This window comes from Vibrio sp. NFR, assembly GCF_027587095.1.
GTDB lineage: Bacteria > Pseudomonadota > Gammaproteobacteria > Enterobacterales > Vibrionaceae > Vibrio > Vibrio harveyi.
On record NZ_JAPPTN010000012.1, the window covers coordinates 144,933 to 169,503 of the forward strand.

A 24,571-nucleotide genomic window follows, 5' to 3' on the forward strand; every position below is an offset into this window, starting at 1 on the left:
TGCCTCCGAAAAGCGCTACAATACTGCCATAAATTGTAAAAATGAAATTGTTTACCTAATGAGCAAAAAAGACACCGAACACGATGACGATTTCGCCTTGTTTAAGGATGCAGTACAGGGCGTAAAAAAGTTGCGACAGGATACCATAATCCAGCAACCAAAAAAAAATTCTAAACAAAAAGAAATCACACGCTCAAACCGTGAAGCGAGTGATTCTGAGTTTTACTTTTCTGATGAGTTTGTTCCGCTTCTTAATGAAGAGGGACCAACTCGTTATGCGCGTGACGATGTGTCCACTTATGAAGTGAAACGTCTTCGTCGTGGCGTGTACGTGCCCGACGTCTTCCTAGACATGCACGGCATGACACAACAAGAAGCCAAGCGAGAACTCGGTGCGATGATCGCATACTGTGTGAAAAACGAAATCCACTGTGCGTGTGTACAACACGGCATCGGTAAGCACATTCTGAAGCAGAAAGCGCCGCTTTGGTTAGCTCAACACCCAGATGTAATGGCTTTCCACCAAGCGCCTCTAGAGTTTGGCGGCGATGGTGCCCTACTGGTGCTGCTGTCCATTCCAGAAAAATAACTCACCGACTTCGAGAAGTACTTCTCGAACGAGCAAGAACGACAAAGGCAGGTTAACCCTGCCTTTTTGTTTTTCTCGAGCCATCATCCCGAGAGGTTTTGCTCTATGGCGTGATATGCCAAAGCACTTCACCGCGTTGTGTTTGCGGATCAAATTCGATGCACACCAAGCCAGATGTCGGGAACATTGGCGGCGTCATGTCTTTCACAAATTCCGAGGTAAGGTAGCCCACCAGCGGCAAGTGCGACACAAGCAAAAGAGATTCAAGCTTCTCAACTTCAATCAACGCATTAGCGAAATCAAACACTTGGTCGGATTGACCGTAAGGCGTGATGTCTTCACACGTTTCGATGCTCTTAGCCGAAAAGTGTGCGCTGATTTCTTGCCAAGTTTGCTGCGCTCGAATGTACGGGCTCACCAGTACTTTGTCGAATTGAGCAAAACCTTGCTCTTTACATGCTCGGGCAACTGCTTCCGATTCAGTTCTGCCTCTTGGGGTCAGTTGTCTTTCTGCGTCGGTGTTCGCAAAATGCTCTGCTTCACCGTGACGCAAGATAAATATTTTCATGTTATTTCCTAGGGATAGCTAACGCTACCAAAAGGTTGACTGCTATCTTTATACGGATAGCGGGCTAACTTTAATAATGTCGAAACAAAAATACTGATATAATTATCGGTTCATTATACCAATTCGCTTGCTAAAGATAGCGACTTTCTTAACAATCTATTAAAAAGAATATACTCAGTTCATCACATTCTACGATGAAGTTATGAACTCAGTGCATTCCTTCAAATAGCTCGAACCCCATAGCAATTTGCTGATGGGCTTATGCAGTACTCTTACGAATAACAAAAATGCGGCAAGCAGTATTTGTCGAAGCGCAAACTTTGCGCCTCCCCGCTCGGGGATCATAATTACTGTAATGCGAAATCTGGAGACGCATCGTGCACCTAAGTCCAAACGATTCAAATCAATACCGCTACATTACATTGAGTAATGCCCTGCGCGTGTTGCTGATTCATTCCGACACGGCTCAACAGTCGGCAGCAGCCCTAGCAGTAAACGTTGGACACTTCGATGATCCGATGGATCGCCAAGGTCTGGCACACTATCTAGAACACATGCTTTTTTTGGGTACGGAAAAATACCCTAAAGTGGGCGAGTTTCAAAGTTATATTAGTCAACATGGTGGCACCAACAACGCTTGGACGGGCACCGAGCACACCTGTTTCTTCTTCGATGTCACACCAACTGCTTTTGAAACTGCGCTTGATCGCTTCAGCCAATTCTTTACCGCACCACTGTTTAACGAAGAAGCGTTAGACAAAGAACGCCAAGCGGTCGATTCCGAATACAAGCTCAAACTGAACGACGATTCTCGCCGTCTGTATCAAGTCAACAAAGAAGTCATCAACCCAGAGCACCCGTTTTCAAAATTTTCTGTCGGTAACTTAGATACACTTGGCGATCGCGAAGACAAATCAATTCGAGACGAAATTGTTGAATTTCACCACTCACAATATTCCGCTGATTTGATGACGCTGACTTTGTTTGGTCCGCAATCTCTTGATGAGCAGCAAACGTGGGTAGAAACCATGTTTGCTGACATTCCAAACCACCAACTACGCGGAAAGTCGATCGATGTCCCTATTGGCACTGAAGAAAGCACGGGCATCTTGGTTCAAGTCGAGCCAATCAAAGAGTTCCGTAAACTGATCCTCACGTTCCCAATGCCGGGAATGGACGCGCACTATAGCGTGAAGCCCCTCTCCTACTTTGCTCACTTGTTGGGTTACGAGGGTGAAGGCAGTCTGATGCTTCAACTCAAAGAGAAAGGCTGGATTACTTCCCTCTCCGCAGGCGGCGGTGCGAGTGGCAGTAACTACCGCGACTTCACCGTAAGTTGCACCCTTACGCCAAACGGCTTGGACCATATCGATGACATCGTTCAAGCGGTATTCCAATATCTCTCCATGATCAAACAAGATGGTATGGATGAGTGGCGCTACTTGGAAAAACAAGCGGTGTTGGAATCTGCTTTTCGCTTCCAAGAGCCCTCGCGTCCAATGGATTTGGTCAGCCATTTGGTGATCAATATGCAGCACTATCAACCGGAAGACACGGTTTATGGTGACTACAAAATGGCAGGCTATGATGAAGCGCTTCAACGCTCATTACTCCAATATCTTTCGGTTGAAAATGTTCGCGTTACATTGATAGCAAAAGGCTTGGAATACAACCAAACCGCAGAGTGGTACTTCACGCCTTACTCGGTAACGCCGTTCAGCGAAGAACAGCGCCGTTTCTATCAACAAATCGACCCAAGTTGGCAATTCGTTCTCCCAGAAAAGAACCCATACATTTGCTACGAACTCGATCCAAAACCGTTTGAAAACGGTGGCTCATTGCCGGAGTTGGTGGAAGATGTAGAAGGCTTCCGATTATGGCATTTGCAAGACGATGAATTCCGAGTACCAAAAGGTGTCGTTTACGTCGCCATCGACAGTTCACACGCGGTAGCATCACCGAAAAACATCGTGAAAACGCGACTATGTGTTGAGATGTTCCTCGATTCTCTAGCCAAAGAGACGTATCAAGCTGAAATCGCAGGCATGGGTTACAACATGTATGCTCACCAAGGCGGCGTCACGCTGACATTATCGGGTTTTAGCCAGAAACTACCTCAACTGTTGGAAATGATTCTGCATCGCTTTGCAGCGCGTGAGTTCAGCCCAGCCCGCTTCGAGACCATCAAGCAGCAACTGTTGCGTAATTGGCGAAATTCATCACAAGATCGTCCGATTTCGCAGCTTTTTAATGCACTAACAGGCTTGCTCCAGCCAAACAATCCGCCATTCGCAACATTGGTTGAAGCATTGGAAGAGATTGAAGTGGATGAGTTGTCAGTGTTCGTTGAATCGATTCTGGCTGAGCTACACGTTGAGATGTTCGTTTATGGCGATTGGCAGCGTCAGCAAGCTCATGACATGGCAACGACATTAAAAGACGCATTGCGCGTGAAAGAACAACGTTACGAAGAAGCGCTTCGCCCACTCGTTATGCTGGGTGAAAACGGCAGTTTCCAACGCGAAGTGAACTGTAACCAGCAAGACTCAGCAGTGGTGATTTATCATCAATGTGAAGATATCTCGCCTCGTAATATTGCGCTTTATTCCTTGGCTAATCACTTAATGTCGGCAACCTTCTTCCATGAAATCCGAACCAAACAACAGTTAGGCTACATGGTTGGCACGGGAAATATGCCGCTTAACCGTCATCCGGGGATTGTGCTTTATGTGCAGTCACCGAATGCTGCACCAGCCGAACTGGTTACCTCAATCGATGAGTTTTTAAATGCGTTCTACATGGTGTTGTTAGAGCTCAATGAATACCAATGGCACAGCAGTAAGCGCGGATTATGGAACCAGATTGCAACGCCTGACACCACATTGCGCGGAAGAGCGCAGCGCCTATGGGTAGCAATTGGCAACAAAGACACCGACTTTAATCAGCGTGAAAAAGTGTTGGAAGAGCTTAAAGAATTGACCCGCACCGATATGATTCGCTTTGTGGTCAATGAGCTTAAACCTCGTACTGCTAATCGTTTGGTGATGCATTCACAAGGCATCGCCCATGAAGACGCGCCGCGAATCAATCTTGGCTTAGAGATTGGCTCGATAGAAGAGTTTCAACTGCGCCCGAAAGACTTCGGTCTCGGGTAAAAGCTCAAATACAAGAATGGCATGAAATGGTAAAAGTAGTCATTTCGTTTATGCTGTAATTACCTTGTTCAATAAATACGCAAACACGAGGGTTACATGAAAAAGCTACTTTTACTTGCTGCTGTACTAATGCCACTGGCACCTGCTGCTTACGCTGATATCACCATTAAAGGTGATGATTTCGAGCTAAGTGAAGACTGTTTGCGCCTTGATGGCGATAACGTATCAATTAAGTCAGACGACTGTTCTGGCAAACACGACAAAGGTAAAGGCAATGCCAGTATCCATGGTGACGACAACCCGGGTAAAGGTCATGGAAACGACAAAGGAAAAGGAAAGAACAAAGGCAAGAATGACGACTGATTCTCTGTCAATTGCCACTCTTTCAGAAACAAAAAGGCTTGCGTCATGCAAGCCTTTCTATTTTTGGCGCTAGCCATTAATCGTAGAAGTTACGACCTTCACCCGCACGAGTGAGTAAGCCATCACATGGCGCGTAACGATCACCGTAATTCGATGCAAACTCGTTCATTTTCTCAACCAGTTCTTTCAAACCGAATTGATCCATGTAACGGAATGGACCACCTAAGAATGGTGGGAAACCAATACCAAAGATCGCACCGATATCACCATCGCGTGGAGAGCGGATAATACCGTCGTCCAAACAGCGAACCGCTTCGTTGAGCATCGGCAGTACACAACGCAATGCAATGTCGTTGTCGCTCAGCTTGGATTCTGGCGTCAGGTTCAATAGCTTGTACACTGACTTATCGACTTCTTTCTTCTTGCCTTTGTAGGTGTAGAAGCCTTTCCCACTCTTACGACCTTTTCGACCGTCATTCAGTAGTGTGTCGAATACGTCTGGACCTTTAAATCGTTCGCCTAATTCGTTAACCAAGATCGGCATGATCTTAGCACCGATATCCACACCGACTTCATCCAACAAGGTGATAGGACCAACTGGGAAACCGAAGTCAAGCAATGCACCATCAAGTTGTTCGATTGGCTCATTTGCCAGCAAGATGTGCGCAGCTTCGTTCATGTAAGGCGCAAGAATGCGGTTTACATAGAAGCCCGCTTTATCTTTCACGACGATCGGTGTCTTACCTTGCTTCTTCGCAAGTGCAACAACGGTAGAAATGGTCTCTTCTGACGTAGTTTCATGAGGAATCACTTCCACCAGTGGCATTTTTTCTACCGGACTGAAGTAATGCAGACCGACGATGTTTTCTGGACGCTCTGCTTTTTCTGCAATTTTGTGAATTGGTAACGAAGACGTGTTGGTCGCAAAGATGGTCTCTGGTTTTGCATTCGCTTCAATATCCGCAACCATCGTCTGTTTAAGGTCAAGATCTTCAAACACCGCTTCAATAACCACATCAATATGATTGAAGCTTGTGAAATCAACGCCTCCAGACAGTTGCAGCATTTTCGATTGCAGCCCCGCTTTAGAGATAATACGGCGCTTACGCTGCTTTTCGAACAACTTATAGTTGTAGTTCAACGCGTTAAGCACGCCATCATTGCTGACGTCTTTAATACGTACTGGCACTTTCGCCTTCGCAACAGATACATGGCTGATGCCTGCCCCCATTAGACCACCACCCAACACGCCAACTCTGTTGACAGCTGCTGGCTCGGCTTCCGCACCGTTTTCTTTCTTCATTTCAGTGGTAGCAAAGAAAATAGAGCGCAGTGCTTTCGATTCCGAGCTCATCACCAATTCGCCAAAGCGCTTCGCTTCAAGCTCTTGACCTTGAGCAAAGCCTTTTTCAAGACCGTGCTGAATGACTTCGAGAATCGCAACCGTTGCTGGATAGTTACCGCGGGTCTTCTCATTGGTTTTCTTCGCGGCTTGCTCAAACACAAACTTACGACCTAAACCACTGCCCGACATCAACTTCTCTTTTGTCGATTGCTTCTTCTTACCTTTGTTCTTCCCTTTTTCGATAAGCTGCTTCGCTACATCAAGAAGAATCGTATCTGGTACACACGCATCAACAACGCCAAGTTTTTTCGCTTTCTTGGCACGCAGTTGTTTACCTGTAAGGATGAGGTCTAACGAAGGCAACAGACCAATCAGACGAGGAAGGCGCTGAGTACCACCAGAACCGGGCAACAAACCAAGTTGCACTTCAGGCAAACCAAGACGCGTCTTATCAGAATCGGTACACACACGGTAGTCACACGCTAGAGCAAGCTCTAAGCCACCACCTAGACATGGACCGTGAATCGCAGCAACAACCGGATAAGGCAGATCAGACAACTGCTGGAATAACTCTTGACCTTGCTTAGCTAATGCTTCAGCTTCACTCGCCGTTGTGCACGCTTCAAGCATACGAACGTCAGCACCAGCAACAAAGTTATCTGGTTTTAGGGAATGAATGATCATCCCTTTCACGCCGCTGGTGTCTTTTAGTTGAGCGAAGATCTCTTTCATCTCATCTGCAAACGCCGCTTGCAGCGTGTTCATTTTCTCATTTGGCACATCGATGGCTAGCCAAGCAATGTTCTGCTCATCAATCTTTAGACTAAATGCTTTTTGCTCGCTCATTACTCAACCTCCAAAATCATTGCTGCACCAAGGCCACCTGCGGCACATGCGGTATTCAACGCAAGACCACCGCCACGACGTTTAAGCTCACGCAGCGTTTGCGTCATCATACGTGCACCAGTTGCGGCAAATGGGTGACCATAGGCAATTGAACCGCCAAGGACGTTGAACTTATCCATGTCGATCTCACCTATCGCTTTCGAGCGACCTAGGTTTTCTTGGGCAAATTTATCAGAAGCAAACATCTTCACGTTCGCCAATGCTTGAGCAGCAAAGGCTTCGTGCATATCGATAAGCGTTAGGTCTGAAAGTTCTAGACCTGTGTTCTCCAACACTTTTGCTGTCGCGTATGTTGGTCCCATTAGCATGTCCATTTCCACACCAATGGCTGAGAATGCATAACCGCGAATGTAGCCAAGTATTTCCATACCAAGCTCTTTCGCTTTGCCTTCACGCATTAGCATCACCGCCGCACCACCATCGGTTAATGGTGTACTGTTCGCCGCTGTTACGCTGCCGTATTGACGGTCGAAAGCCGGACGCAGTTTTGCGTAGCCTTCTAATGTCGAATCATGACGAATGTTGTTATCTTCAGAGATCCACTTTTTGTAAGGTTCTGGGAAAGCCGTCATCACTTCGTCTTGGATTTTGCCGTCTTTCCAAGCTTGCGAAGCTAGAGAGTGAGAACGGTGCGCCAAAGCGTCTTGTTCTGCACGAGTAATGCCGTGTGACTTCGCCATTTGCTCAGCAGTTTGACCCATTGAAAGCCCAGTCGAGTACTCAGCTACCGCTGGCGGTACTGGCATTAAATCTTTAAAGCTGAGTTTTTTGAGAATGTTGAGCTTTTGACCCAGCGTTTTGGTTTTACTTAGCGCAAGCAAGTTCGCGGCAAGTTTCTTAGAAACACCAATTGGTAAAACCGATGAAGAGTCCGCACCACCCGCGATACCAACATCAATGCTGCCCGCCATAATGCTCTCAGCAACGTTAACTGCAGCTTGGAAGCTAGTCGCGCACGCGCGAGTAACGCTGTAAGCGTCAGTGTGGATGTGCATTCCTGTACCAAGCACAATTTCACGTGCAATGTTTGGCGCTTCTGGCATTTGAACTACTTGTCCAAATACCACTTGTTCGATGAGTTTCGGATCGATGTCTGTGCGAGCAAGCATTTCGCTCACTACCATTTTGCCTAAATCGACCGCTGGCACCTGGCTGAACTCAGTGCTTTGACGAGCAAAGGGGGTTCGTAGCCCTGCGACAATAGCAACACGTTCACCGTGGCGTGTTTTCACTTCCTGCTTGCCCATTGTTTCTCCTTAAATACAAGAGGTCTGACCTGATGCATTGTAATCAGTTTGTTAAATTTATCAAACATGCGTTTAAATAAACGTGAAGCGAGTAGATCTATTGCTCTAGTTCATTGATTCTTAGGCGATTAAGAATGATTAACTATAGTGAGTTAAAATGAAGAGAAGTGTGCGGAAGGTAAAATTGAAGCAAAAAAAAACCACACAAAACTGTGTGGTCGGAATATCTATAAAACAATTAACATACGCCAATTGTAAAATTAATCAGTTTCCTGATTAGGAGAAAGTAAAGTCAGCCTTCAAAAGGAAGTGTCATCTTGCTCAACATGTTAGTCGTCAATGACTAACTAGATGACAAGATGTACTATAGCCCCTTCACTGCATCAGATTTTGAAATAGATCAATTTTATGGTGATTTTATAGTTTCTGAACGTATCAAAGTACGAAAGAGTCTTGATCACTCTAAAATAGTTGCATGAAAACGCTTATTAAAACTATATAGAATAATTTATCATCACTTCAAATAAGTGCTTGATCATTGAAGAAGTATATTGTGCTGCTGCGACACTACATCTCGATGTAGTCGGATCGTTCATAAATACAATCGGTATATATGACCTCACAGAGCAAGATGGAGGCTCCTGTGGCAATATTTAAAATGTTTGGAAAGAAAAATTCCAACAGTCCGGTCAACTCTGATATGGACAGACAAAGAAAATACGAAGCTCTTGTTCGGGGCTATCACAGAGACTTGTATCGCTACGCTTACTGGTTATGCAAAGACAAGGCGATTGCAGAAGATTTGGTTCAAGAAACCTGTTTGCGCGCATGGAAGTCACTGGATAGTCTTCAAGATGAAAAGGCAGCAAAATCTTGGCTTATTACTATATTGAGACGAGAAAACGCGCGCCGCTTCGAGCGTAAACAATTTGATTTGGTTGATATCGATGACTACGGCAATGATGCTAAAGTTAGCGATGACCCACATCATCAGCAGGAATGGCTACAAGCTCAGATAATGAAGCTTGACGTCGAATACCGTGAGCCTTTGTTTCTTCAAGTTGTTGGTGGTTTCAGTGGAGAAGAAATCGGCAGCATTCTTGATCTAAACAAGAACACTGTAATGACGCGCCTTTTCCGCGCCCGTAATCAATTAAAAGAGATGTTGGATTCTCAAGATACTCAGAGAGGACAAAAAAATGGATGATTTAGAATTTCGTCGTCGTATTTTGTCGGATCCAAAACAGAAGGATGAAGAGATTCTTCAAGCTTTAGCTGAGAACGACGCTAACAGTAAGTTTGTTGATGACGTTTTGGATCTCGACCTTAAAATCAAGCAAGCCATGAATGTGGATGTGCCTGAAGATCTAGCCGACAAAATTCTGTTTAATCAAACGTCGAATGCGCTTGATAACGATACTGTGGTTAGACCGAACTTTGCTCGCAAAGCAATGGCATTGGCTGCATCGGTTGCTTTTACTGCTGGTTTATTGGTAGGTCAAATCAACTGGGGGAACGTTATTGTCTCTCCAGCTCAAGCGAGCCTAGCAGATACCGCAATGAAACACGTGGTGGCGGAAGAGTCATTTGTACGCAACCTCGATGAGGATGTTTCAAGCAAGCAAGTAAACGCGAAAATGATGCCGTTCCATTACCAACTTAATGGTAGCTTTCCATACCATGTTTACTACTTAAACCATTGCGGCTTTGGTGAGTCAAACGCCCTTCATATGGTTTTCCAAGGTAAAGAAGGCAAAGTAACCATGTTTGTTACTGACGTGAAGAGCGACCAGAAAGTCGATTTTGATAAAGATGGTATGAGCGGTGTTGTGAAGCCTGTGGGTAAAGCCAGCATGATTCTTGTTGGTAACAGCGGTGAAGACATCGATGCTATTGCAGCAAAACTTGCTCCAATGATGGAGCCGATGTAATAACTTCAGCGAAACGACACTACTAGCTACTTAAAAGCCGCTAAATTTCGAAATTTAGCGGCTTTTTGTTTATGAATAATACAAAAAGCATTCACGCCAACTATTGAGTTTAGAGTCAAAACTCTAAATTATGCACTTTAGGTGCAATTTCCCGACATTTAGACATCATTTCTGCAATTTTTATTCAAATTTATCCAATGGTCGGATTTGTATGGTCCACTCTTAATACTACTATCTGCGCCACTGAGCAAAAGCTCAACTTATCGTCCAAAGAGACGAAACTAATAAGGAATAAAAAATGACTCAGAATACGCGTCTGTTTAAAAAGACTCTCCTAGCAGTGACGGTTGCAATGGCATCTGGTCAAGCAATGGCGGCTGGTTTCCAGCTAAACGCACAATCAGCGACTGGTATCGGTCGTGCATTCGCCGGTGATGCGGTAATTGCAGATAACGCTTCTGTAATGGCTCGCAACCCTGCGGCAATGGCTCTATTTGACAAAATGGAACTGTCGCTTGGTTTTGAAAGTATCACTTCAATAATTGAAGTAAAAGATGCTACTTACCGAATTAACAACAACGAAATCCCTGTAGCCAACACTGATGATGTTGGTGACACTTCTATTGCGCCAAATATTCACCTTATCGTACCCGTTAATGACAAATTTGCCTGGGGTGTAAACGCATACTCAAACTTCGGTACTAAAACTGAGTTTTCAGATAGCTATGTAGCAACTGAATATGGCGGTCTTACTGACGTTAAAAGTGTAAACTTCGGTCTAGCAGGCTCTTACCGTCTCAATGAGCAATGGAGCTTTGGTGCTGGTCTAGACTTAATCTACGGTCAAGGTACGATGAAACGTACCGCTAGCGCAAACCTTCCTCTAGTTGGTGGTGCTAAACTTCTTGATGTAGATAAAGCAGACGGTTGGGCAGTAGGCTTTAATGTTGGTACTGTGTATGAATTAGACGAAAACAACCGTTTTGGTTTGTCTTACCGCTACAGTCCTGAGTTTGAAGCGAAAGATGACAAAGGTCAGAAGATCACATTACCTCTACCAGATATGGCTGAGTTCTCTGGCTACCATAAAATTACCGATACTAAGTTCGCAGTTCACTACTCTATCCAATACATCGGCTGGAGTGACTTCGATAAAATCGACTTCGACAACTTGAACCAAGGCTTGCTTGGTCCTACTTATTCGAAAGATTACCAATGGCAAGATGGTTGGCACTATGCTATCGGCGGTACTTACTACATGAACTCAGACTGGACGCTACGTGCTGGTTACATGTACGACACTAGCGCTCAAGACAACCTAACATCGATTTCAGTTCCTGACTCAGATCGCCAATGGTTCTCAGCAGGTTTCACATACCATATCGATACTAAATCTAATGTTGATTTCGGCTTCACTTACTTAATGGGTGATGACGTAAAAGTAAACGAAGAAACACCAATTGCGCCACCTCTACTAACAACAGGTGTGAGTGCGACAACGCATGCAGATGCTATCCTATTCGGCTTACAATACAGCCGCAGCTTCTAAGCATCACGTAGCAAGCTAATATAAACACTCTCTATATAAAAGGCTGGAATTCCAGCCTTTTTTCTTATCTATCGTTTTACATTCACCCAATTTGGGCGCACACGTGTAATCAAAACTCACGATTATGACTCACAAGTGTTCGCTGAATTTTTTTCACACCGCCATTACAGTTAGTTATATCTTCTAAATACACTGAAATATATAGACAATTCACCTGAAAACACTGTTTTATTGGCTTTTCATTTTTAAAGTAATAACTCTAGACGTAAACTTTCGCCCCACGTTATAAATAACTCAGCGAACATTACAATGAAAACCAACAAGACTCTCCTATCAACAGCAGTGGCATTCGGTCTACTTAGTACTTCAAGCGTTGCAAACGCAGCAGGTTTCCAACTTGCAGAATACTCTGCGACTGGTCTAGGTCGTGCATACGCTGGTGAAGCGGCAATGGCTGATAACGCAAGTGCACAATGGCGTAACCCAGCTATGCTAACTTACCTAGAAGGCACACAAGTGTCTGTTGGTGCTATCTATGTAAACCCAAACATTGATGTAGAAGGCAATGTAAATTTCTATGGTAAGGATATCCCTGCATCTTCAGACGACTTCGCTCACGATGCGATCATTCCAAACTTCTACCTTTCTCACCAATACAACGAGAAATTCGCGCTTGGTCTAGCGTTCGGTACCAACTACGGTATGGAAACGGACCTAGGTAAAGATTTTGCCGCAGCTAACTTTGGTAACCAAGCTAGCGTATTCTCAATGGAAGCGAACCTAAATGCAGCATACAAGCTAAACGAAAAGCTTAGTGTTGGTGGCGGTATCCGCTATGTCATGGCAGATGGCAGCTTCGGCGCAGTTATGCCACCACAGATGGGTGACAAGCTAGCAGGAACCACTCTTAAATACATGGAAGGTGACGATACGGCATGGGGCTGGCAAGTAGGCACTGCATGGCAAATCAACGCTAATAACCGTATTGGTTTTGCTTACAAATCTGAAGTAGATCTAACACTAGAAGGTTATGCAAAAGGTCTTGGTTTCAACCCAGCAGATCCAAATGCTCATAAAAATGGCTCGATGGACCTAGCTCTGCCAGCAACAGCGGAATTAGCAAGCTACCATCAGTTAAATGAACAATTAGCGATTCATGCGAGCATCAACTGGACTAATTGGAGTAGTTTTAAAGAGCTAGTAGCCGACTTCCCAGGTGAAGCATCAAATTTGATCAAAGAAGAAAACTGGGAAGATAACTACCGCTTCGCTGTAGGTACCACTTACAAACTTGACCAAAAATGGACGCTACGCTCAGGTGTTGCATACGACACTTCTGCTGTGAGTGACGAAAACCGTACAGCTACTATCCCTGAAACGGATCGTCTATGGTTAAGTATTGGTGCAGGTTACGAATGGTCTAAGAATCTAACACTAGACGCTGGCTTTACCTATATTTTTGCGAAAGATGCTTCAATGTATGAAGGTCGCACTGACGGTATGCCACCAATGAAAGATCCTGCTACATTTGGTGGAGAATTCTCTGGTGAAGTAACAGGTAACGTATGGCTAATCGGTGTTCAAGCGAACTACAAGTTCTAATCTGAACGCTATTTATCGATAAAAGAAAGTTACCGATAAAAAGAAAGGCTTGGTTTTCACCAAGCCTTTTTGTTTTTCTGTATAAAGCGATTAAAAGTCTTCTTCTAAATACTCATCTAAGTACGCTTCTTCTTCCGCATCTACTTCATCAGTCGTACTGATTTCTGCTTTAAAGTTTTGACGTTGAATGTAAACGTCACGAGTTAATACATATGGATCAGGCGATGCTTCAAGCTGTGCTTCTTGTGGTACTAACAGAGCACGTTTTTCCATACCTTCCAGCGCCCATTTACCTAAGCCTGCCCAGAAGTTTAGGTATGAAAGTGGCAAGTACATACCATCCACAGTGTCTGTCACTTCACGCAATGTATATGGACCGTAGCCCGGCACCATAAAATATGGACCGTTACCTACACCATAGTGACCAACCACACTACTAAACTCTTTGTTGTCGTACTTGGTGATACCAGCAGCCGTTGCAACGTCAAACAGACCTAAGATACCGAATGTCGAGTTAATCCAGAAGCGGTTAAAGTGATCAACGGCTTTAGTGCCATTTCCCATAACTAGGTTATTCACCACACTCGCAGGTTCGTCTAAGTTGGCTAGGAAGTTAGCAATACCAGAACGAATTGGCACAGGCGTGTAATCAACATACGCAAGAGACACTGGGCGAACTAAATACGGGTCAAGATAATCGTAGTTCAGTTCCCACATTGTGCGGTTGAAACTTTCCAATGGATCATAAACATCAGAAGTTGTTTGATTAGTTTCGTTTTCTTCTGTTACCGCTTCCTCAGGTGCAGTTGAACAGCCAACCAGTCCAACAGCGAACAGCAACAAGAAGATGGATTTACCCTTGTTATACATTCTACGTTCCATAACGACGATTAATACCCCTAAATGACCTGTGTTTTACATACGTTTAGTACTTTGGAAAAAGTCATTTGGGTATATAAGTAAAGGCCAGCATGCGCTGGCCTTTATTATTCTACTCGATAGTTGGTAGTCATACCACAAAACCGTCCTAACAATCCTTAAGTGTCAATTATTAGAGACGTTCATGAATTATTGATACTGTTTATCTATCATCACTTCTACTGGCTGACCAAAATCAACGACTTGGCTTTCACCATGCCAATCTTGGTCACGAGTTGCAACGTTACCATCCGAGTCAACACGAACGCGAACCATCAACTTATCTAGAGAAGATAGCTTCTGACCGTCCATCATCGCATTACCATCATCCAGTACGACTGTACGAGGGAACGTACCTAATGGGTAGCGAGCTGCCGCAACAGGCATCGGAGAACCATCTGCGCGATGTACTGACACAATCAATACCGCATTTGGATCAAGTTGAGCTTCTGGAGCTACGTTAATAGTCACTGCCACACTCTTGTCTGGAGAAACCGCTTCACCCATTTGCTTACGTGCACTTTCGATACTGCGACCTAGCATTTCATAGCGGCTATCTTCAGGACCGATCATTTGCTGCATGATACCCCAATACTTAATCGCGGCTGGGAAATCTTGGCGCTCAAATGCATCAAACGCAAGTAGAGAGAAGACACGTAGGTCAACGTAATCTTGTTGCATCAGTTTACCAAGCAGAGAACGAGCCGTAGCTTGATCCATCTCGTCTTGGGAAAGCATCAGAGCTTGTGCGTAACCAAGTTGAACATCTGGATCTTTTGGTTCTAGCTTGTACGCTTTTTCCATTGCATCAATGGAAGTCGTCACATCTCGGTTCGCCAAAGCAATACGACCTAATAGCAACCAACCGGTTGAGTCTTCAGGTTGGTAATGCAGGCGTGTACGCAGAGCCAAAGAGAGATCAGCCATTTCATCATCACTGAGTGGCTCAGATGCTGCAGACATTAGCTTTTTAGAAAGTTCAGGAAGGTTATCGTTTACTTCCTGCCACTTCACAACGTCTTGAGATGCGCCAAACTTGTAGTAAAGACCGTAGCTCAATACCACTGTCAAAATCACTGATGGGATCAAAACAGCAATCGGAGAAACATGTGTTTCCTTTTGCTTTTTATCACCAGGGATATCGTCCAGAAGAGATTGCTTCAGATCGGAAATCAAATCATCTTGGCTCTCGACTAGACCTTCGTCTGTTTCTTCAGCAAGCTCAGATAGGCGGTCTTTATAGAACGCTTTGTTAAGCTCATCACGTAACACTTCATCGTTGTTGGCTTTTTGCTTAAGCAGCGGCAGTGCAACTAAGACACAAGCTATCAGCGTAAGAACAACGGTAGAAACCCAAAATAGTGTCATTACTTCTTATCTCCGTTGTTCTCTTCATCAAGCAATGATTTGAGACGCGCTTCTTTTTCTTCGTCCCATTGTTCGTTACTTGCTTGAACTGCTTTTGCTTTTGATTTACGGCTACGCAGCACGATTAAACCAAAGCCACCTAATACCACTGCTAGTGGACCTAGCCACAGAATTGCAGTCGCAAAAGTAAACGGAGGATTGTACGTTACGAAGTTGCCGTAACGAGCAATCATGTAGTCCACGATCTCATCTTTCGACTTACCTTCTTTGGTCATTTCGTACACCTTATGGCGTAAGTCTTGAGCCAATTCTGCATTCGAATCAGAGATGGTGTTGTTCTGACATTTAGGACAACGAAGAGTATGACCAAGCTCTTTGAACTGCTGTTCTTGTTCTAGATTGTCAAACTCATACACTTCAATCGCTGCATGAGCAGCAAGAGAAAATGTCATCGCAGCAAAAGCCGCTAAGAAAAACTTTCTCATTGCTTCGCCTCCTCAACCAACTTGGTGTACAGCGGCTCCAACGTCTCCGCCCAGTTGCGAGGGTTTACATCACCAACATGACGGTAACGGATCACACCGTTTGCATCGATGATAAATGTCTCTGGTGCACCGTACACACCAAGGTCTAGACCTAGCATGCCGCTACCATCAAACAAGCTGATCAGGTATGGGTTACCCAAATCGTTCAGCCAACCTACCGCTTTATTGCGATCATCTTTGTAGTTCATGCCGATGATCTTCACACCTTTCCCTGCAAGCTCATTGAGGTACTTATGTTCAGCGTAACAAGTCGGACACCAAGTCGCCCAAACGTTAAGCAACAGTGGTTCGCCTTTAAAGATCGACTGATCGTACTGTTTACCAGGTTCAGCTAAATCCTCTAGATGGAACTCAGGTACTGGCTTACCAACCAGTACTGACTCAAGTTTCGTTGGATCGTCACCCTCTTGATTTCGAACCAACTGAGTTGCGAAGATACCCGCCAATACCATGAAAGCTACCAACGGGATAAATAAGACTTTCTTATTCATTTATTTTGCCTCCTGCTCCGCTAGCTTTGACTTATCGCCTTTCTTAGCCGTTTTGCGGAAGCGGTAACGTCTATCAGAGATAGCAAGCGCACCACCCAAAGACATGATCAATGAACCAGCCCAGATCCAACGAACGAATGGTTTGTAGTAAATACGAACCGCCCAAGAACGGTTATCTTCTAGACGTTCACCCATCGCAATATATAGGTCGCGAGTGATACCGCGGTCGATTGCCGCTTCAGTCATCATTGACTTCGCTGTACGGTAGAAACGTTTTTCAGCGTGCAACGTGTTCACATACTTACCATCATTCGTGATTTCAAAGTCCGCGATGTAACCATCGTAGTTTGGACCATCTTTGTCACGTAGACCTGAGAAGTAGAAATCATAACCGTAAATCTTGAAGTGCTCACCCGGAGCCAAACGCACGTCACGTTCGATACTGTAGTTTTGCACCATCGCAATACCAATCACAGTAACGGCTAGACCAATGTGACCAAGCATCATTGCCCAGTGGCTACGTTGAAGTTTACGAACACCTTCGCCGAAGCTGTGACGGTGAGTAGCACGCTCGTACAGCTCAAAGCCATGCATTGCAATGATCCAGATTGCCATTACCCAACCGATGTAAGCCATCGCTGAGAAGAAATCGGCGAACAGGAATACGCACACCGCACCTAGTGCGAAAGCTAGTACACCAGAAACAATCATTGGCTTAATAAGCTTAGATAGATTATCGCGCTTCCAACGGATCATAGGACCAATACCCAATAGGAAGGCGAATGGCATCATCAACCACGCAAACAGCATGTCGAAGAATGGTGCGCCGATAGAAACTGAACCAAGACCAATTTGTTTGTGAACCAACGGTAACAAAGTACCAACCAGAACCACAACAAGTGCAGCAATTAGAAGGACGTTGTTTGCAAGCAGCGCGTTTTCACGCGACACCAAGTCAAAATTACCACGTACACGAACCGCTGCCCCTTTCACTGCGAATAGCAGGAGTGAGCCACCGATAACAAAGACTAGGAAACCTAGGATAAACATACCGCGTGATGGATCAGACGCGAACGCGTGTACCGATACCAAAATACCGGAACGCACTAAGAAGGTACCTAACAAACTCAAAGAGAATGCAGAGATAGCAAGAAGTACCGTCCACGCTTTAAATGTACCGCGTTTTTCGGTTACCGCTAGAGAGTGCATTAACGCCGTACCCGCTAGCCAAGGCATGAATGATGCGTTTTCTACTGGATCCCAGAACCACCAGCCACCCCAGCCAAGTTCGTAATATGCCCACCAAGAACCTAGTGCGATACCTAGTGTTAGGAATACCCAAGCTGCTGTAGTCCAAGGACGAGACCAACGAGCCCAAGCCGTATCAAGACGACCAGTCATCAAAGACGCAATCGCGAACGAGAAGGCAACCGAGAAGCCTACGTACCCCATGTAAAGCATAGGTGGGTGAACAATCAAACCCGGGTCTTGAAGAAGCGGGTTCAAGTCACGACCATCTACCGGGAAGAACGGCAAAGTGCGTAGGAACGGGTTCGAAGTCAGGATGATAAATAGTAGGAAGCCCACTGAGATCATGCCCATTACCGCAAGTACACGCGCAACGGATTCTTGTGGCATACCACGGCTGAAAGTAGCGACCGCGACTGTCCACGCAGCTTGGATAAGTACCCAAAGCAGTAGTGAGCCTTCGTGCGCGCCCCAAACAGCCGTTAAGCGGTAGTACCAAGGCAGTTGGCTATTTGAGTTACTTGCAACGTATTGGAGCGTAAAGTCGTTGGTGTAGAATCCCCAACATAAAATCGCAAATGAGAAAAACAGCATGACGAACATCGACCATGAAAGTGGTCGTGCTGTGTTCATCAGCATAGTGTTGTTATTTGATGCGCCCCATAACGGCAATATACTTAGCAACAGTGCCATTGCTAGAGAAAGTATGAGGGCAAAGTGACCGATTTCAGCAATCATTGGCCGCTTCCTTGTTTCTGTTCTGATGTGTACTGCAGAGGCTCGTGAGTCTTCTTCATTGCTTCTGCAATTTCAGGTGGCATGTACTCTTCATCGTGTTTTGCCAACACTTCAAAAGCTTTTACGGTTGTTGCGTCTTCAAGAACACCTTGAGCAACAATACCCTGACCTTCGCGGAACAAATCAGGAAGAATACCTTCGTACACGATCGTCACTTTAGGACCCACGTCGTGCAGATCAAAGCTCACTTTTAGTGACTCTGGGTCACGGCGAACTGAGCCTACAACCACCATGCCGCCGATACGCAAACGCTGACCAACTTCTGGTTTAGTACCGTCAGGTTTACCATTTACCAATTCCGTCGGCGTGTAGAATAGATCCATATTTTGGTTCAACGCATAAAGCATCAAACCGATGGTTGCACTAATACCGATAAAGATAGCCAGAACGATGCCTAGCCTCTTTTTACGTCTCGGGTTCATAACGTGTTCTCCATATTCTTCGCCGCGTCGACTCGCGCTTGACGATCAATTTTCTCTTTCACTTCTTTTAACAACGCATCCCCACGGCGGATACTCGAAATTAAAAGAATGATCATAGATAAGAAAGTAATACCAAACGCGCTCCATACGTAACCTGCGTAGCCACCCATGGCAAAGAGTTCGCTCAGAGATTCAAAATGCATATTCAATTACCTCACTGAGTTTTTTCAGCCGCGAGTTTTTGCACCCAAGGGCGATGACTCTCTTTGCTGATAATTTCGTTACGGAAGCGCACCATCGTTACCGCGCCAAAGAAGAACGCAAAACCAAAAATGTTAAGCAGCAACGGCCAAAGCATATTGGATGAGATGGATGGTTTTTCAAATTTGGTGATTGTCGCGCCTTGGTGAAGCGTATTCCACCACTCAACAGAGAAGTGGATAATCGGTAGGTTGACCACACCAACGATTGCCAAAATACCCGCCGCTTTTGCCGCTGTCTTTTGATCGTCAAACGCATGGTAAAGTGCAATAACACCAAGGTATAAGAATAGAAGAATAAGTTCAGAGGTTAGACGAGCATCCCATACCCACCAAGTGCCCCACATAGGTTTACCCCAAACGGCACCCGTTAACAGAGCAATAAAGGTGAATACCGCACCAATAGGCGCCATGGCCAGTGCTGCCATGTCAGATAGACGTACTTGCCAAACCAAGCCGATAAATGCAGCTATAGCCATCGACATGTACACGCCCATAGACCAAATAGCCGAAGGTACGTGGATGTAAATGATTCGGAAACTATCGCCTTGCTGGTAATCCGAAGGTGCAAATGCGAGCCCCCAGACGGTACCAACCGATAGGCATACGAGGGCCAATACAGAAAACCAAGGAAGAAACTTACCGCTCAGGTGATAAGCTGCTTCTGGCTTGGCATAAGGATGTAGCCATTTCCACATGTTAAGTTCTCACTCTTACTTCAGGGACACTGTCCAGAGGGTCGAGACCGTAGCAGTGCTTTAATAATAATTCTTTGATCAAACGTCGCTAAACGCGCACTTTACTGAGTTAGTTAACACTAACTCTCAATGCTGCGCTGATGGCGAATGGTGTGAGAGTGACAGCCCCCATCAACATTGCGCCTAAAATCGCTAATTGCCCGTTATACGCCATACCCAGTGCTGCGGCATCAATCGCGGACGTAGCGAAAATTAGAATTGGGATGTAAAGCGGGAGAATTAGCAAACTTAAAAGAACGCCGCCTTTTTGTAACCCAACAGTCAGTGCTACACCAATAGCACCGATAAAACTCAACGTCGGTGTACCGATGACCAATGTCAGTACAACAGACAGCCAAGTATTAAAATCAAGAGATAATAGAATCGCCAACAATGGACTGATTAAGATCAGAGGCAATCCCGTTAACAACCAGTGAGCTATGACCTTGGAAACCACAACAAGTTGCAGTGGGATCGGCATTAGCATCATTTGCTCAAGCGCACCATCTTGATAATCATCACGGAATAGACGTTCTAATGATAATAAGGCGGATAGCAACGCAGCAACCCAAACAATGCCTGCTGCAATACGTGCTAACAAATTAGGCTCTGGACCGATGCTAAGAGGGAAAAGTGTGATAACAATGATGAAAAACCACAAAGGGTTCAAGATGTCTGCTTGACGGCGAAATGCAATCAAAAGCTCGCGGCGGATAATGGTCGACATTGCCGAAATCATATTAGTCACCCAGTTTTATTTTTCTAAGTTTCGGGCTGTCTGCAAACATATCTTGGTGTGTCGTTAAAATCACAATGCCACCATTGTCTGCATGATTTGCAAACAACGATTCAAGCACCTTCACACCTTGCTTATCGATTGCAGTTAACGGTTCGTCCAAAATCCATAAAATTTGATTACTTAGCCACAGTCTTGCCAATGCAACGCGACGCTGCTGTCCTGCAGAAAGTTGTGCTACAGGCACATCTTCTCTGCCTGCAAGACCCACTTGGGTTAAAGCAGCAAAGATTTCTTCATCTGAGGAACGATTATTATGGATAGATTGGTAAAAGCGCAGGTTTTCAAACGCAGTAAGTTCGCGTTTAACGCCAGTTTGATGCCCTAGGAACAAAAGGTCCTGATGGAAAACATCACGAGACTTTTCAACCTCTTCGCCTTTCCATTTGATGATGCCTTCTTCTCTGTCCCCTAACCCTGTCACAATACGCAGCAATGTGGTTTTGCCTGTACCGTTACGTCCTTCAATCTGGACCAACTCTCCAGGTTTAATTTCGAATTGCAGGTTTTCAAACAGGACCCTGTCATCACGGATCGCAGTTAGGTTAGAGACTTCTAACATAGGGCTTCAACTAAAAAATGAACGAGTCGCTATATTAGCACAGCTTAGTTGTGACAAAACAGGATAAGAAAGCGATGATGTATGTAAGTTCGTGAGTTTTTGTTAACTTATAGTCACATTTTAATAAAAATAACCATAAGTGATTATAAGTTTTTATTTTAAAAATAAAAAAAGAAGCCGAAGCTTCTTTTTTCATTCTTTATCGACGTCGTCCACGAGGTGGGTATGTCGGATCATCTGATGGTTGACCGCTAAGTGGAGGGATCTTCTCTTGACCTGCCAGTTTTTTCTGCAGAGAAAGCATCAATTCTGCTTCTGCTTTTGGCAATTCACACTCTTCAATCAACTCATTGATGTCAGCGCCAAGTTGAACCATTTTAGAAGCACGGCTGTACAAACGACCATCTGTATCTGCGTGCTCAAGTTCACGAATGCGCTCATTAAGATGTTGAATCACATCTTGTTGCTCAGTGACCTTTTGACCTAAACCAACGACCACTGAACGCACTTCCAACAATTGCTTGTTTAGCTTTTGCACTTCTTTTTCTGCGTGACGTGCTTGCGCACGCTGCTGGTCCATTTGCTTTTGCAGACCCGCACGAACGCGAATTTGCAACAAAAGCAAAATCAAGAAGGCAAATGCTAGACCGCCCACTAAGAGCGGTAAAGATAGGAAGGTTTCGTCAGCCATGATTCATCAGCCAATTATAGGTGAGCCATCTCATCCCATTCGTCATCAGTTAGCAGCTTGTTCAGATCAACAAGAATAAGTAGCTTGCCATCACGGTTGCTTACACCCTGGATGAATTTCGCGCTTTCGTCCGTACCTACAGAAGGCGTAGTGTCGATCTCAGAAGAACGTAGGTAAACAACTTCAGCGACGCTATCTACTAAGATACCGATAACTTGACGCTCAGACTCAATCACGATGATGCGCGTGTTGTCAGTAACTTCACCTTCCATCAAACCAAAACGTGAACGTGTATCGATAACCGTTACGACATTACCACGTAGGTTGATAATACCCAGTACGTAATCTGGCGCACCTGGAACCGGAGCGATTTCTGTGTAGCGAAGAACTTCGCGAACTTGCATTACATTAATGCCGTACGTTTCTTCTTCTAGTTGGAACGTCACCCACTGAAGAACTTCGTCGTTCGATGTATCTTTCTTCACTTCTACTTCAAAAGCTTGAGACATAGTTAATCCTCGTAATTGTCGTTCCCGACCAAAAATCTAATTCAGTGATTTTACATCTAAACCAGCGTTTAGCATGTCTATAAGTGCTTGGACATGAATTAAAGCACACATTTTTTCTTTCACCATGCCCGCTAGCCAAGGGCGCTTACCTGCTTGTTCACGCCAACGGACTTTGTCGATATTGAGAGTCTCAGTACCCATTAATTGGTTACTTGCCAACCCCCACATGCTTTCACCAAGCATAACGACGTATTGGTAGTTATCTTTGTACTCTTCGTCATGAAGCTTATCAGCCATCACCCACCTCGCAGTGTCGACAACATCAAATTGTTGCTCACGACTGGTTTGCAAACCTAGGTACCATGCAGGACGACCAATCAAATGGTTCAGTTCCGTAATTTGATGGATACCACCGAGCTCATCAAGTGGAACGGCAAACGTCACACCATTAACATCAAAGTACAGCACCTGAAAATCTTCGCTACGTTGCGTGCTTTCCCAAGTGTTTGGCAACAGTGAGCCTGTTTCCGTTTCCAGTTCGGCTTCTGTCTCAATGTGCTGTTCGACTTCCACATCGGCTTCAACGTCAACTTCAGGCTCAAACGCTTCAGTTTCAGATTGAGTCCAAACTGGTTCTGGCTGCTCGGTCTCAACAGCAGGAATCAATTCTTCTTCGATATCCCACTCTTGAATTTCATCCACGGCAACTGCCGCAGCTTCGATTTCAATTTCTGGTTCGATTGATTTAGCTTCGGCTGCGATATCAATCGTGTTTTGATCCAAAATGTCATCGATATCCAACTCAGCCACTACATTGGTGGATTCCAGCTGGCTTAACAATCGTTGAACGTCTTCCAAATTAGGCGCTTCTAACTCAGGTGAGTAAGTATCGCTGTATTGGTACGACTCTGGTTCCGCGTATTGTATTTGTAATTTTGGCTCTGGCTCTGGCTCTGGCTCTGGCTCTGGCTCTGGCTCTGGCTCTGGCTCTGGCTCTGGCTCTGGCTCTGGCTCTGGCTCTGGCTCTGGCTCTGGCTCTGGCTCTGGCTCTGGCTCTGGCTCTGCAGATGATAGTTCTTGAGCGAGTAAGTCAAGCTCTTCTTCTTGCTCAATGACCTCGACCTCTTCGCCAAGCAATGCGCTGAAGTAATCATCGAGCGCCTGTTCACTGGAAAGTACGTCGTTATTGCTCATCGAACGCTAACCTCTCCAAGTAAATCAGCAGTTGCTTGTAAGCAAACACACCACGACTACCAGAAGCAAAGTGTGATGCTGGTAAATGCTTTAAGCTTGCATCACGGAATTTCGTGTCAATCGGCACCGCAGAAGTCCATACCTGATTCGGATAATCTTTCTTAAGCTGAGTCAGTGTCTGCAACGAAGCTCTTGTGCGCTTATCGTACATGGTTGGTACGATCGTCACTTTAAAGCCACCTGGACGAGACTTCTGCATAATGGTCAAAGTGCGCATCATACGCTCAAGACCTTTCATCGCTAAGAACTCAGTTTGAACAGGGATCAGGATACGATCACTCGCTGCTAGCGCATTGACCATCATTACGCCAAGAATCGGCGGGCAGTCGATCAACACATAGTCATAATCTTCTGCTACGGCTTGAAGCGCTCGTTTTAAGATCAAGCCCATGCCGCTGCGGTTTCCCATCACGCGGTCAAGCGTTGCAAGTGACATATGTGCCGGGATGATGTCCATTCCTTCAAGTTCAGTCTCGACGATTAACGGCTTTACTGTCTCACGTGAAAACGTCTTCAATTGGAACAAATCAAACAAGCTCGACGTTACTGCATCCGGATCATAACCAAGGTAAGTCGTCAGTGACGCATGAGGGTCTGTATCAACCATCAATACACGATGACCTTTTTGGCTCAATAGCCCAGCCAACGTCACAGTTGATGTCGTTTTCCCTACCCCACCTTTTTGGTTAGCAACACTCCAAACGATCATGATCTTTC

At 45.2% G+C, this 24,571-nt stretch carries 24 protein-coding genes; 7 read left to right on the top strand and 17 right to left on the bottom strand.

What is annotated here, in order from left to right; translation table 11 throughout:
• The first annotated feature begins 58 nt into the window (after positions 1-58).
• The gene (gene smrB, locus OH463_RS20695; RefSeq protein ID WP_050921724.1) at positions 59-589 is read left to right on the top strand and encodes an endonuclease SmrB; all 531 of its coding nucleotides are present in this window, start codon (positions 59-61) and stop codon (positions 587-589) included.
• A 103-nt stretch (positions 590-692) separates the two neighbouring features.
• Here smrB and sixA read toward each other — a convergent pair whose 3' ends face one another.
• Positions 693-1,157, bottom strand: a complete 465-nt coding sequence (gene sixA / locus OH463_RS20700; protein WP_038898829.1) for a phosphohistidine phosphatase SixA — start codon at positions 1,155-1,157, stop codon at positions 693-695.
• 377 nt (positions 1,158-1,534) lie between these two features.
• Between sixA and OH463_RS20705 the strand changes: the two genes are divergently transcribed.
• The gene (locus OH463_RS20705) at positions 1,535-4,312 is read left to right on the top strand and encodes an insulinase family protein (protein ID WP_269992477.1); all 2,778 of its coding nucleotides are present in this window, start codon (positions 1,535-1,537) and stop codon (positions 4,310-4,312) included.
• 96 nt (positions 4,313-4,408) lie between these two features.
• Positions 4,409-4,675, top strand: coding sequence for a CG2 omega domain protein (locus OH463_RS20710; protein ID WP_269992479.1), 267 nt, complete (start codon positions 4,409-4,411; stop codon positions 4,673-4,675).
• Positions 4,676-4,751: 76 nt separating this feature from the next.
• Here OH463_RS20710 and fadJ read toward each other — a convergent pair whose 3' ends face one another.
• Together fadJ and fadI are read right to left on the bottom strand one after the other, a co-directional pair.
• Entirely contained in the window at positions 4,752-6,866 is a 2,115-nt protein-coding gene (fadJ, locus tag OH463_RS20715; RefSeq protein ID WP_269992481.1) for a fatty acid oxidation complex subunit alpha FadJ, read from the bottom strand.
• Positions 6,866-8,173 carry an acetyl-CoA C-acyltransferase FadI gene (gene fadI, locus OH463_RS20720; RefSeq protein ID WP_005433092.1) on the bottom strand — a complete coding sequence of 436 codons (1,308 nt, stop codon included), beginning with the start codon at positions 8,171-8,173 and terminating at the stop codon, positions 6,866-6,868. Before fadI ends, fadJ begins: the two co-directional genes overlap by 1 nt.
• Before the next feature lie 631 nt (positions 8,174-8,804).
• Here fadI and OH463_RS20725 point away from each other — a divergent pair.
• The 4 genes from OH463_RS20725 to OH463_RS20740 all read left to right on the top strand — a co-directional run bounded on the left by OH463_RS20725 (position 8,805) and on the right by OH463_RS20740 (position 13,255).
• Complete coding sequence (locus OH463_RS20725) at positions 8,805-9,380, top strand: sigma-70 family RNA polymerase sigma factor (RefSeq protein ID WP_026000239.1); 576 nt, start codon at positions 8,805-8,807, stop codon at positions 9,378-9,380.
• Entirely contained in the window at positions 9,373-10,104 is a 732-nt protein-coding gene (locus tag OH463_RS20730; RefSeq protein ID WP_269992483.1) for a DUF3379 domain-containing protein, read from the top strand. Before OH463_RS20725 ends, OH463_RS20730 begins: the two co-directional genes overlap by 8 nt.
• Before the next feature lie 298 nt (positions 10,105-10,402).
• On the top strand, positions 10,403-11,653 hold the full coding sequence (locus tag OH463_RS20735) for an outer membrane protein transport protein (protein WP_009698564.1): 1,251 nt from the start codon (positions 10,403-10,405) through the stop codon (positions 11,651-11,653).
• A 309-nt stretch (positions 11,654-11,962) separates the two neighbouring features.
• On the top strand, positions 11,963-13,255 hold the full coding sequence (locus OH463_RS20740; protein ID WP_269992484.1) for an outer membrane protein transport protein: 1,293 nt from the start codon (positions 11,963-11,965) through the stop codon (positions 13,253-13,255).
• A gap of 90 nt (positions 13,256-13,345) precedes the next feature.
• Here OH463_RS20740 and OH463_RS20745 read toward each other — a convergent pair whose 3' ends face one another.
• The 14 genes from OH463_RS20745 to OH463_RS20810 form a co-directional block, all read right to left on the bottom strand.
• Positions 13,346-14,125, bottom strand: a complete 780-nt coding sequence (locus OH463_RS20745) for an MlaA family lipoprotein (RefSeq protein ID WP_009698566.1) — start codon at positions 14,123-14,125, stop codon at positions 13,346-13,348.
• 198 nt (positions 14,126-14,323) lie between these two features.
• On the bottom strand, positions 14,324-15,541 hold the full coding sequence (gene ccmI / locus OH463_RS20750; RefSeq protein WP_005447982.1) for a c-type cytochrome biogenesis protein CcmI: 1,218 nt from the start codon (positions 15,539-15,541) through the stop codon (positions 14,324-14,326).
• Positions 15,541-16,026: a cytochrome c-type biogenesis protein gene (locus OH463_RS20755; protein WP_005447981.1), complete on the bottom strand. Its 486-nt coding sequence runs from the start codon at positions 16,024-16,026 to the stop codon at positions 15,541-15,543. The genes ccmI and OH463_RS20755 overlap by 1 nt, the downstream gene beginning before the upstream one ends.
• Entirely contained in the window at positions 16,023-16,577 is a 555-nt protein-coding gene (locus OH463_RS20760) for a DsbE family thiol:disulfide interchange protein (protein WP_005447979.1), read from the bottom strand. The genes OH463_RS20755 and OH463_RS20760 overlap by 4 nt, the downstream gene beginning before the upstream one ends.
• Positions 16,578-18,563, bottom strand: coding sequence for a heme lyase CcmF/NrfE family subunit (locus tag OH463_RS20765; RefSeq protein ID WP_005447977.1), 1,986 nt, complete (start codon positions 18,561-18,563; stop codon positions 16,578-16,580).
• Positions 18,560-19,045, bottom strand: a complete 486-nt coding sequence (gene ccmE / locus OH463_RS20770; protein WP_005447975.1) for a cytochrome c maturation protein CcmE — start codon at positions 19,043-19,045, stop codon at positions 18,560-18,562. Before ccmE ends, OH463_RS20765 begins: the two co-directional genes overlap by 4 nt.
• Entirely contained in the window at positions 19,042-19,248 is a 207-nt protein-coding gene (ccmD, locus tag OH463_RS20775; protein WP_269992485.1) for a heme exporter protein CcmD, read from the bottom strand. Before ccmD ends, ccmE begins: the two co-directional genes overlap by 4 nt.
• An 11-nt stretch (positions 19,249-19,259) precedes the next feature.
• Complete coding sequence (locus OH463_RS20780; RefSeq protein ID WP_005447972.1) at positions 19,260-20,003, bottom strand: heme ABC transporter permease; 744 nt, start codon at positions 20,001-20,003, stop codon at positions 19,260-19,262.
• A 109-nt stretch (positions 20,004-20,112) separates the two neighbouring features.
• Positions 20,113-20,781: a heme exporter protein CcmB gene (gene ccmB, locus OH463_RS20785; RefSeq protein ID WP_269992487.1), complete on the bottom strand. Its 669-nt coding sequence runs from the start codon at positions 20,779-20,781 to the stop codon at positions 20,113-20,115.
• 1 nt (position 20,782) lies between these two features.
• Positions 20,783-21,400, bottom strand: coding sequence for a cytochrome c biogenesis heme-transporting ATPase CcmA (ccmA, locus tag OH463_RS20790; RefSeq protein WP_005447968.1), 618 nt, complete (start codon positions 21,398-21,400; stop codon positions 20,783-20,785).
• A 199-nt stretch (positions 21,401-21,599) separates the two neighbouring features.
• On the bottom strand, positions 21,600-22,091 hold the full coding sequence (locus OH463_RS20795) for a DUF2802 domain-containing protein (protein WP_005447967.1): 492 nt from the start codon (positions 22,089-22,091) through the stop codon (positions 21,600-21,602).
• A gap of 14 nt (positions 22,092-22,105) precedes the next feature.
• Positions 22,106-22,600 (bottom strand): chemotaxis protein CheW, encoded by a 495-nt coding sequence (locus tag OH463_RS20800; protein WP_005438733.1) that lies wholly within the window; start codon positions 22,598-22,600, stop codon positions 22,106-22,108.
• Between the two features lie 36 nt (positions 22,601-22,636).
• A complete protein-coding gene (locus OH463_RS20805) occupies positions 22,637-23,794 on the bottom strand; it encodes a chemotaxis protein CheW (protein ID WP_269992489.1) in 1,158 nt (385 codons plus the stop codon).
• On the bottom strand, positions 23,784-24,563 hold the full coding sequence (locus OH463_RS20810) for a ParA family protein (RefSeq protein ID WP_005448395.1): 780 nt from the start codon (positions 24,561-24,563) through the stop codon (positions 23,784-23,786). The genes OH463_RS20805 and OH463_RS20810 overlap by 11 nt, the downstream gene beginning before the upstream one ends.
• Positions 24,564-24,571 lie beyond the last annotated feature (8 nt).

Coding starts and splice junctions, on each gene's coding strand:
- OH463_RS20805 (WP_269992489.1), bottom strand. CDS start 23,794: ATGAGCAATAACGACGTACTTTCCAGTGAACAGGCGCTCGATGATTAC.
- OH463_RS20755 (WP_005447981.1), bottom strand. CDS start 16,026: ATGAGAAAGTTTTTCTTAGCGGCTTTTGCTGCGATGACATTTTCTCTT.
- ccmD (WP_269992485.1), bottom strand. CDS start 19,248: ATGCATTTTGAATCTCTGAGCGAACTCTTTGCCATGGGTGGCTACGCA.
- fadI (WP_005433092.1), bottom strand. CDS start 8,173: ATGGGCAAGCAGGAAGTGAAAACACGCCACGGTGAACGTGTTGCTATT.
- OH463_RS20710 (WP_269992479.1), top strand. CDS start 4,409: ATGAAAAAGCTACTTTTACTTGCTGCTGTACTAATGCCACTGGCACCT.
- OH463_RS20800 (WP_005438733.1), bottom strand. CDS start 22,600: ATGTCTCAAGCTTTTGAAGTAGAAGTGAAGAAAGATACATCGAACGAC.
- OH463_RS20810 (WP_005448395.1), bottom strand. CDS start 24,563: ATGATCGTTTGGAGTGTTGCTAACCAAAAAGGTGGGGTAGGGAAAACG.
- OH463_RS20760 (WP_005447979.1), bottom strand. CDS start 16,577: ATGAATAAGAAAGTCTTATTTATCCCGTTGGTAGCTTTCATGGTATTG.
- OH463_RS20780 (WP_005447972.1), bottom strand. CDS start 20,003: ATGTGGAAATGGCTACATCCTTATGCCAAGCCAGAAGCAGCTTATCAC.
- ccmI (WP_005447982.1), bottom strand. CDS start 15,541: ATGACACTATTTTGGGTTTCTACCGTTGTTCTTACGCTGATAGCTTGT.
- sixA (WP_038898829.1), bottom strand. CDS start 1,157: ATGAAAATATTTATCTTGCGTCACGGTGAAGCAGAGCATTTTGCGAAC.
- OH463_RS20725 (WP_026000239.1), top strand. CDS start 8,805: ATGGAGGCTCCTGTGGCAATATTTAAAATGTTTGGAAAGAAAAATTCC.
- ccmB (WP_269992487.1), bottom strand. CDS start 20,781: ATGATTTCGGCAATGTCGACCATTATCCGCCGCGAGCTTTTGATTGCA.
- fadJ (WP_269992481.1), bottom strand. CDS start 6,866: ATGAGCGAGCAAAAAGCATTTAGTCTAAAGATTGATGAGCAGAACATT.
- ccmE (WP_005447975.1), bottom strand. CDS start 19,045: ATGAACCCGAGACGTAAAAAGAGGCTAGGCATCGTTCTGGCTATCTTT.
- OH463_RS20765 (WP_005447977.1), bottom strand. CDS start 18,563: ATGATTGCTGAAATCGGTCACTTTGCCCTCATACTTTCTCTAGCAATG.
- smrB (WP_050921724.1), top strand. CDS start 59: ATGAGCAAAAAAGACACCGAACACGATGACGATTTCGCCTTGTTTAAG.
- OH463_RS20745 (WP_009698566.1), bottom strand. CDS start 14,125: ATGTATAACAAGGGTAAATCCATCTTCTTGTTGCTGTTCGCTGTTGGA.
- OH463_RS20735 (WP_009698564.1), top strand. CDS start 10,403: ATGACTCAGAATACGCGTCTGTTTAAAAAGACTCTCCTAGCAGTGACG.
- OH463_RS20730 (WP_269992483.1), top strand. CDS start 9,373: ATGGATGATTTAGAATTTCGTCGTCGTATTTTGTCGGATCCAAAACAG.
- ccmA (WP_005447968.1), bottom strand. CDS start 21,400: ATGTTAGAAGTCTCTAACCTAACTGCGATCCGTGATGACAGGGTCCTG.
- OH463_RS20795 (WP_005447967.1), bottom strand. CDS start 22,091: ATGGCTGACGAAACCTTCCTATCTTTACCGCTCTTAGTGGGCGGTCTA.
- OH463_RS20740 (WP_269992484.1), top strand. CDS start 11,963: ATGAAAACCAACAAGACTCTCCTATCAACAGCAGTGGCATTCGGTCTA.